Genomic DNA, 8,905 nt, shown 5'->3' with positions numbered 1-8,905 from the left:
GGCGGGCGGCGCGCGCCCGGTGCGCCGGGCGCCCGGCCGCGAGCGCCGCCCGCAGCGGCGCCAGCGTGTCGTTGGTCAGCAGCCCCGCCCACACCAGGTCCCACACGGCCGCGACCAGATCCTGGTCGGACGCGGTGACGGTGGCGTTGACCCGGTCCGACAGCGTGCGGAAGAACAGCGCGCCGCCGTCGCCGAGGGCGTCCAGCACCGCCTGGTGCACGGGCGTCAGGGTGAGCGGCGCCGGCTCGGGCAGCAGCAGCGGCGCGGTGTCGGCCAGGTGCAGCGACACCCAGCCGTCGCCGCCCGGCAGCCCGCCCCGGCCGGCCCAGATCACCTCGCCCGCCGAGGTCAGCTCGTCCAGCAGGGCGGGGGAGTAGCCGGGGACGCGCGCCGGCAGCACCAGCGTCTCCAGCGCCGACGCCGGGACCGCCGCGCCCTGCAGCTGCTCGACCGCCTGCACCAGCGCGTCGATGCCGCGCAGCCGGGACCCGCCCGCGATGCCGTGCCAGGCGGGCAGGAACCGGCCCAGCGCCTCGGGCGGGGACGGCTCCACCTCGGCGCGCAGCCGCGCCAGCGACCGCCGCCGCAGCGTCCGCAGCACGCCGGTGTCGCACCACTCGCTCGCCGGCGGCCCCGAGATCGCCTCCACGGGCAGGAACTCGCCCTCCACCACGCGGCCCGCGCCGGCCAACCGCCGCAGCGCGTCGGTGACCACGGCCGTGCCCAGCCCGAACCGCGCGGCGACGTCGGCCGCCCGGAACGGCCCGTGCGTGCGCGCGTACCGGGACACCAGGTCGCCGAGCGGGTCGTCCAGCGGCTCCAGGAACGCCTCGGGGACGCCCACCGGCAGCGGCACGCCCAGCGCGTCGCGCAGCCGGGCCGCGTCCTCGACGGCCGCCCAGCAGTCGCGCCCGCCGACCCGCACCCGGATCGCCCGCCGCGTCCCCTCCAGCTGCGCCGCCCACTGCGGCCCCGGCCCGCCGCCGTCTTCAGCCGCGTCGCCCGCGGCGGGCTCGGGGGCCGTGCGGGCGGCCAGCTCGGCGGCGGTCAGCGGGCCCAGCTCGCGCAGCAGGTCGGCGACGCCCTCCACGTCGCGGGCCCGGCGCTCGGGCGTCAAACGCTGCAGCCGGCGCTCGGTGTCGGCGACGACCTCGGGATCGAGCAGCTCGCGCAGGTCGGCCTGGCCCAGCAGCTCCGCCAGCAGCGCCGTGTCGAGGGCCAGCGCCTGGGCGCGGCGTTCGGCCAGCGGGGAGTCGCCCTCGTACATGAACGCGCCGACGTAGCGGAACAGCAGCGACCGGGCGAACGGCGACGGCTCGGGCGTCTCCACCTCCACCAGCCGCGTCCCCCGGCCCGACAGGTCGCGCATGACCTGCGTCAGCCCCGGGACGTCGAACACGTCCTGCAGGCACTCGCGCATCGTCTCCAGCACGATCGGGAACGAGGGGTACCGGCTCGCCACCGCCAGCAGCTGCGCGGCCCGCTGCCGCTGCTGCCACAGCGGCATGCGCCGGTCGGGGCGGCGGCGCGGCAGCAGCAGCGACCGCGCCGCGCACTCGCGGAACCGCGCCGCGAACAGCGCCGAGCCGCCCAGTTCGTCCACCACGGCGCGTTCGATGTCGTCGGGGTCGAACACGACCAGGTCCGCGCCCGGCGGCTCGTCCATGTCGGGGATGCGGATCACGATGCCGTCGTCGGCGTGCATGGCCTGCGCGTCCACCCCGTAGCGTTCGCGCAGGCGCCCGGCGATGGCCAGCGCCCACGGCGCGTGCACCCGCGCCCCCAGGGGGGAGTGCACCACCATGCGCCAGTCGCCGAGCTCGTCGCGGAACCGCTCGACGACGATCGTGCGGTCGTCCGGGACGTGCCCGGTGGCCTCCCGCTGCTCGGCCAGGTAGGACACCAGGTTGGCGGACGCCCACTCGTCCAGCCCGGCGGCGGAGACGCGCGCGCGGGCCTTCTCGGCGGGCAGCCGGGCCAGCTCGCGGGTGAACGCCCCGAGGGCCCGCCCCAGTTCGGCGGGGCGCCCGGGGGAGTCGCCGTGCCAGAACGGGAGCTTGCCGGGCTGCCCCGGGGCGGGGGAGACCAGCACCCGGTCGGGGGTGATGTCCTCGATGCGCCACGAACTGGCCCCCAGGACGAACACGTCGCCGACCCGCGACTCGTACACCATCTCCTCGTCCAGCTCGCCCACGCGGGACGCCTTCTCCCCGACGAGGAACACGCCGAACAGGCCGCGGTCGGGGATGGTGCCCCCGCTGGTGACCGCGAGCCGCTGCGCCCCCGGGCGGGCGCGCAGCGTGCCGGTGACGCGGTCCCACACCAGGCGCGGGCGCAGCTCCCCGAATTCGTCGCTGGGGTAGCGGCCCGCCAGCATGTCCAGGGTCGCCTCCAGCGCCGACCGGGGGAGCGTGGCGAACGGGGCGGCCCGCTTGACGACGGCCTCCAGGTCGTCGACGGACCACTCGTCCATCGCCACCATGGCGACGATCTGCTGGGCCAGCACGTCGAGCGGGTTGCGGGGGTGCCGCAGCTCCTCGATCTCGCCGCGCCGCATCCGCTCGGCCACCACGGCGGTCTGCACCAGGTCGCCCCGGTACTTGGGGAAGATGACGCCCTTGGACACCGCCCCGACCTGGTGCCCGGCGCGCCCGACGCGCTGCAGGCCGCTGGCCACCGAGGGGGGCGACTCCACCTGCACCACCAGGTCGACCGCGCCCATGTCGATGCCCAGCTCCAGGCTGGAGGTGGCCACGACCGCGGGCAGCCGCCCCTGCTTGAGCGCCTCCTCGATGCCGGCCCGCTCCTCCTTGGACACCGACCCGTGGTGGGCGCGCGCGACCTCCCGGGGCGCCCCCTGCGCCACCCCCGCCTGCGCCATCATGTCGGCGGGCATCCCCGCGGCCCTCCGGCCCGGTGCCTGCTCGCGCCCGCCGCCGGTGGCGTCGCCGCCGCCGGTCAGGGCGCGCCTGACGTCCCGCATGCCGATGCGCCCCGGCTCGGCGTCGCCGCCCTGGGCGGGGGCGCCGGTTCCGCCCGGGGGCGGCGGAGCGTCGTCGGGCGGGCCGTCGGGCGGGACGAGGCGTTCGAAGGCCAGTTCGTTGAGGCGGCCGCACAGGCGCTCGGCCAGGCGGCGGGAGTTGGCGAACACCAGCGTGGAGCGGTGGGACTCGATCAGGTCGAGCAGGCGGTCCTCCACGTGCGGCCAGATGCTGCGCTGCCGCGGGTCCGCGCCGCCGGAGGCGTCCACGAACCGCCCGATCTCGCCCATGTCCTCGACGGGGACCACGATGTCGAGGTCGAACACCTTGTCGGACGGGGGCTGCACGACCGTCGCGGGCCGGGTGCCGCCCAGGAACGCCGCCACCTCGTCCACCGGCCGCACCGTCGCCGACAGGCCGATGCGCTGCGCCGGGCGCTCCAGGAGCGCGTCCAGGCGTTCCAGGGACAGCGCCAGATGCGCGCCGCGCTTGGTGCCGGCGACCGCGTGCACCTCGTCGGCGATCACCGTCTCGACGCCGCGCAGCGCCTCGCGGGCCTGCGAGGTGAGGATCAAAAACAGCGACTCGGGCGTGGTGATCAGGATGTCCGGCGGGCGGGTGGCGAGCCGGCGGCGCTCGTCGGCGGGGGTGTCGCCGGACCGGACCCCGACGCGGATGTCCGGCTCGGGCAGGTGCAGGCGGCGCGCGGCCTGCCGGATGCCGGTCAGCGGCGCCCTCAGGTTGCGTTCGACGTCGACGGCCAGGGCCTTCAGCGGTGACACGTACAGCACCCGGCACCGGTGCCGCGGATCGGCCTTCCCGCCCGCGCCGCCCCGGCTTTCGGCGTCCCGGCGTCCGGCGCCCGCCGGCGCGCCGCCCGCGGCGAGCCGGTCCAGCGACCACAGGAACGCCGCCAGCGTCTTGCCCGAGCCGGTGGGCGCCACGACCAGGGTGTCGGCGCCGCTCGAAATCGCCTCCCACGCGCCCGCCTGCGCCTCCGTGGGCGCGGCGAACGCCCCGGTGAACCACGCCCGCGTGGCCGGAGAGAAGCGTTCGAGCACGTCAGCGGTCATGCAGCCATCCTGCCTCGCGGGTCCGACAGAGCGCGTCGGGGTGACGTGCATCACGTTGTAAGTGGTCGCTTTCAGAGTTGAAGTGTCAGGCAGGGACGAGTCGGTCCGCCCCCCGAGGAGCCCCCCATGTCCTTCGCCCTGTTCGCCATCGGCGTGACGGCCCTGCTGCTCGCCGTGAACGCCCACGCCCCCCGCCACTCCGCCGCCCTGGCGGTGCCCAGCTTCTTCGCCGGGTGGCTCGCCATCGAGCTGGCGCCCCACCTGCTGGTCGCCGAAGCCGTCGGGATCGGCCTGACGGCGGCCTACGGAGGGCTGGGCGCCTGGCCCGGATGGGCGGGGCTCGGCGCGGGGCTCGTCGGCATGGCCGGGACGGCCGCCACGATCGTCGCGTCCCGCCGCACCGTCGTGACCCTGCGCGAATGCGGCGCGCCCATGGAGATCGACCCGTCCGAGACCCGCAAGACCTCCCGCTACCCGATCTCCCACCTCGTCCTCCCGCCGCTGTGCCTCATCCCACGGCGCGGCGTGCGGGTGCACCGCAATGTCGAGTACCGCCGGGAAGGACGGCTGCGCCTCAAGCTGGACGTCTACCGGCCCGCGTCCTCCGGGGAGCGACTGCGGCCAGGGGTGATGCAGATCCACGGCGGGGGCTGGGTCATCGGCGACAAGCGCGAACAGGGGCTGCCCCTCCTCAACCACCTGGCGGTGCACGGCTGGGTGGGGTTCAACGTCAACTACCGGCTCAGCCCCAAGGCGACCTGGCCCGACCACCTCATCGACCTGAAGCACTTCATCGCCTGGTACCGGGAGCACGCCGCCGAGTACGGGGCCGACCCCGACTTCCTGTGCGTGACGGGTGGTTCCGCCGGGGGCCACCTGGCCGCGATGGTGGCGCTCACCGCAGGTCAGGCCGAGTACCAGCCCGGCTTCGAGGACGCGGACACCTCCGTGCGGGCGGCGGTCCCGTTCTACGGGGTGTACGACCTGGTCACCCCGGGGCTGTGGCCCGCCCCCATGGGGGCGACCGCGCTCATGCAGCGCATGGTGCTCAAGAAGTCCTTCACCGAGGACACCGAGGCGTTCGTCAAGGCGTCCCCCATCGCCCACCTCCGCCCGGACGCGCCGCCGTTCTTCATCGTCCACGGCAGCCACGACAGCCTCGTCCCGGTGGCCGAGGCGCGGCGTTTCGCGGAGCGGCTGCGGGAGACGTCGCGCTCACCCGTGGTCTACGCCGAGATGCGGGGCGGCCAGCACGCCTTCGACGTCTTCCCCTCCTACCGCACGGCCCGCGTCGTGGAGGCGGTCGAACGGTTCCTGACGGGGCTGCACCGGCAGCACGCCGAAGGCGTCCAGGGGCACGCCGAAGGCGCCCGGCGGCCCTCCGTGCCCGGTGAGATCACCGACTCGGTCGACGGGGGCCCGGTCGGATAGCGTGGACGGGTGCGGCTGACACAGTTCTGGGAACGGATGAACGAGCAGTTCGGCGAGGGCTACGCGGAGAGCGTCGCCAAGGACTACGTGATGGCCGAACTGGGCGGCCGCACCATCGAGCAGGCCCTGGCCGACGGTGAGGACGCCAAGAAGGTGTGGCAGGCCGTCTGCGCCACGTTCGACGTGCCCCCGCACCTCCACTGACGTCCGCACCGTCCCCGGGCGGCCCCGTGCCTCCCGGGTCAGCCGTAGACGGCCATGGCGGTCACCAGGCCGATCGCCACGTTCGCCACGCCCAGCAGGACCACCGCGGGCTCCAGCTTGGACTCCTGCACGCAGCCGCGCACGTCCACCCCGACCAGGCGGTCGAACACCAGCACGGCGAGGGCCTGCGCGACGACGCCGACGCCGCCGAACACGGCCACCCGGATCAGGCCCTCCAGCAGGTCCCCGCCCGCCGAGTAGATGGCCACGGCCACGATGAGGCCGATGCCGATCGTCGCCGCGCAGGCCAGGAACGTGGCGTTCGGGCTGCGGTCGCGGCGGATGATCGAGATCAGTCGGCCGGGCGTCGTCCAGTCGACGACGTAGAAGCCCAGGACGAACAGGGCCAGGCCGACCGCGGCATAGGCGAAGATCGCTCCGACACCCTCGGCGAGGATCGGCCCGAGTTCGTCGTCGAGCGCGAGTGACATCGTTCTCCTTAGGGGTTTTCCGGGGATCCGGTCACAGGGGAATCCGGTGCGGGACGAAGGACGAGGTGTCGTCCGTGATGAGCCCGGCGGTCTCGCGGATGCCCAGACCCGCCGACTCGTCCTCGACCACCCACGCGCCGAGCACCGGGCGGTAGCCGTCGAACTCGGGCAGCGGGCAGAACTCCTGGAAGACGAAGCCCTCCCGCCCGTACCGGCCCGCGGTGTGCTGCTCGGTGCCGTCGCGGGTGACGATGCTCATGCTGGCGCCCTCGCGCCCCAGCAGCGGCTTCTTGACGTACGCCGTGAGGTCGGACGGGGTGTTCAGGTAAGTGGGCAGCAGGTTGGGGTGGCCCGGGAACAGCTCCCACAGCAGCACCAGGAGCGCCTTGTTGGACAGCACCATCTTCCAGATGGGCTCGATCCACGCCGTGGGGGCGTCGGCGACGTGCCGCCCGAACGGCTCGGCGACGATCCACTCCCAGGGGTACAGCTTGCACAGCGTGCGGATCTCGTTGTCGTCCAGGTCGACGAACCGTTCGCGCTGCGGGTCCCAGCCGATGTCCTCCATGGCGATCGCCACGCCCGGCAGGCCCGCCTCCTCGGCGGTCTCCTGCATGTAGGCGATCGTCATGACCTCCTCACCGGTCTCGTCGCCGTTGGTCCAGGCGAAGTGCAGCGGCCCCTTGCCGAAGCCGGGCGCCATCGCCTTCCAGCGGTCGACCAGGCGCTCGTGGATGGAGTTCCACTGGTCGTCGTCGGGGTGGACGTCCTTGAGCCAGTACCACTGGATGATGGAGCTCTCCACCAGCGAGGTGGGGGTGTCGGCGTTGTACTCCAGCAGCTTGGCCGGGCCGGTGCCGTCGTACCACAGGTCGAACCGCCCGTACAGGTGCGGGTCCCTGCGGCGCCACGACTCCTCGATGAGGGGCGCCACCCACTCGGGTATGCCGAGCACGTGGTAGCGGCCGGTCTTCACCACATGCTCCACCACCTGCAGGCACATGCGGTGCAGCTCCTCCACCACCTCCTCCAGGGCCAGCACCTCGTCCATCTCGAAGTCGTAGTGCACGGACTCGTCCCAGTAGGGGCGGGAGAGGTGCTCCGGGTGGGCGGTCCTGTGGAAGGCCAGCCCCTGGGCCTCGATCCGGGTGGTCCAGTCGGGCCGGGGCGCGGAACGGACGCGTCGCAACGTCAGCTCCCGCTGCGTCCGCTGCCGCCGAACCCTCCGCGGAGGGTCTTGCCGGTGCTGGACTTGATCTTGCCCCTGCTCGGGGCGTAGTGGCTGCCGCCGGAGACATAGGAGGAGCCGGAGCTGTCGCTGCTGCGCCTGCCGCCGTAGTACCAGAAGTAGCGGCCGTAGTCGGGGGAGGTGTACGAGTAGGTCCGCTCGCAGAAGAAGTCGGGGACCACCTTGTAGCCGCCTTGGACGTTCCCTGTCGGGATGGCCCGGCGGTCCACGCAGTACGCGATCGTCGTCTTGGAACTACAGGCCACCAGCGTGAGCGACAGGGCGCTGACCATACCGATCTTCACCGCCCGGGAACTGAGCCGGGGCCGCGGGATGTCCTGTGGGGGCAAGGGACACGTCCTTACGAAACGAGACGGCGACCGCTTGGCGGGTTCCGTAACCGGGGGTGAAAGGTGCCCGCCGGCGACGGATCCGCGTAGCGGAGCCATAGCTTAGGGGTGCTCGATCATGGGACGGAAGCCGCTGCTGTCCCGGTTCCCCCCGATATGGATACGCGCTCCCGAGTGCGGTGCGTCACCGTGCGTCCGCGCCCCGCCCCGCTCAGTCGGGGATCGGCAGGTGCGCGTACAGGTCCATCGGGTCGACCGTGGACGGCAGGTCGCTGACCTGGCCGTCGCCCACCTCCACCACCCGCCACTGGCCGTCCTCGCGGCGCGCCATGTCGGTGGTGATGAACCGGCAGCCGAGGCTCCGCACGGCGGGCGCCACCGCCTCGTACTCCGGTTCGATCTCCACGTCGGGGTTGTCGGGGTGCGGCCCCACCAGCGCGGGTTCGCCGTCCACCCACCACACCCGCGCCTCGCCGGCGCCGTCGAAGCGTTCGTACTCGCGTACGACGATCCCGCCCGCCAGGAAGTCGTCCTGCAGCGCGATCATCTTCGCCACCACCGAGCGCAGCTGCGTCAGGTTCCTGACGTCCGGCACGAAGCACGCCTGCTCCCACTCGTGCTTGCGCGACTTGACGTAGTCCTTCACGACGGCGGGGCCGGGGGACAGGGGCCGCACCAGCTCGGCCAGGTCGCCGGGGTCCCCGCGCGGGTCCACGGGCCGCCACACGCTGTGCGGCGTCAGACCCGCGAACGTGTCGTGCCAGCCCGGCAGCTCATGCGCGCGTTGATAGTCCTCGGGGTGGGTGAGCAGGATCGTGCCCCGCTGCTTGAGGGCCGAGGCGAGGGCGGCGTACTCGCGGCTGGTCATCATCCAGCCGCGGTACCAGGCGGGCCCGAGATCGTCGGGGACGGCCCGTATCGCGGAGTCGATATCGCCCCGCCGCAGGGCGTCGTGGTCGATCAGGGCCGTCTCGCCGTAGTGGTCCCGCACGGCGGCGGCCTCGCGGGCGAAGTGTGGGTCAACGCGCCGGGGGTGGAGCGGATCGACGCAGAATAGGACGGTCAGCGTCATGGTCATACCCTCCGTGACTGCGCCAGCGTACGGCGTCCGGGGCGCCCGGCGCACGGAGATTCCGGGTCAAAACAC

The 8,905-nt window shown here is 73.6% G+C and carries 7 protein-coding genes; 2 read left to right on the top strand and 5 right to left on the bottom strand.

Going from position 1 to position 8,905, the window contains the following annotated elements:
* Positions 1 to 4,054: Lhr family ATP-dependent helicase (locus ABD879_RS13550; RefSeq protein WP_345021201.1), on the bottom strand; the 4,054-nt coding region annotated here is incomplete at its 3' end.
* A gap of 126 nt (positions 4,055 to 4,180) precedes the next feature.
* Between ABD879_RS13550 and ABD879_RS13545 the strand changes: the two genes are divergently transcribed.
* A complete protein-coding gene (locus ABD879_RS13545; RefSeq protein WP_345021199.1) occupies positions 4,181 to 5,485 on the top strand; it encodes an alpha/beta hydrolase fold domain-containing protein in 1,305 nt (434 codons plus the stop codon).
* A gap of 9 nt (positions 5,486 to 5,494) precedes the next feature.
* Positions 5,495 to 5,689, top strand: a complete 195-nt coding sequence (locus tag ABD879_RS13540) for a DUF3046 domain-containing protein (RefSeq protein WP_285493091.1) — start codon at positions 5,495 to 5,497, stop codon at positions 5,687 to 5,689.
* A 38-nt stretch (positions 5,690 to 5,727) separates the two neighbouring features.
* On the opposite strand, the gene ABD879_RS13535 is transcribed toward ABD879_RS13540, so the two are convergent.
* The 4 genes from ABD879_RS13535 to ABD879_RS13520 all read right to left on the bottom strand — a co-directional run bounded on the left by ABD879_RS13535 (position 5,728) and on the right by ABD879_RS13520 (position 8,830).
* A complete protein-coding gene (locus ABD879_RS13535; RefSeq protein ID WP_345021198.1) occupies positions 5,728 to 6,180 on the bottom strand; it encodes a DUF350 domain-containing protein in 453 nt (150 codons plus the stop codon).
* Between the two features lie 31 nt (positions 6,181 to 6,211).
* Positions 6,212 to 7,369, bottom strand: a complete 1,158-nt coding sequence (locus ABD879_RS13530; RefSeq protein ID WP_345021197.1) for a glutathionylspermidine synthase family protein — start codon at positions 7,367 to 7,369, stop codon at positions 6,212 to 6,214.
* A 2-nt stretch (positions 7,370 to 7,371) separates the two neighbouring features.
* Positions 7,372 to 7,758 (bottom strand): hypothetical protein, encoded by a 387-nt coding sequence (locus ABD879_RS13525; protein WP_345021195.1) that lies wholly within the window; start codon positions 7,756 to 7,758, stop codon positions 7,372 to 7,374.
* Between the two features lie 211 nt (positions 7,759 to 7,969).
* Positions 7,970 to 8,830 carry an ATP-grasp domain-containing protein gene (locus ABD879_RS13520; RefSeq protein WP_345021193.1) on the bottom strand — a complete coding sequence of 287 codons (861 nt, stop codon included), beginning with the start codon at positions 8,828 to 8,830 and terminating at the stop codon, positions 7,970 to 7,972.
* Positions 8,831 to 8,905: the final 75 nt, after the last annotated feature.

Source organism: Actinomadura keratinilytica (assembly GCF_039539665.1).
Classification (GTDB): domain Bacteria; phylum Actinomycetota; class Actinomycetes; order Streptosporangiales; family Streptosporangiaceae; genus Spirillospora; species Spirillospora keratinilytica.
The sequence above is the reverse complement of the archived record's forward strand: the minus strand, read 5'-3'. Positions and strand labels throughout refer to the sequence as shown.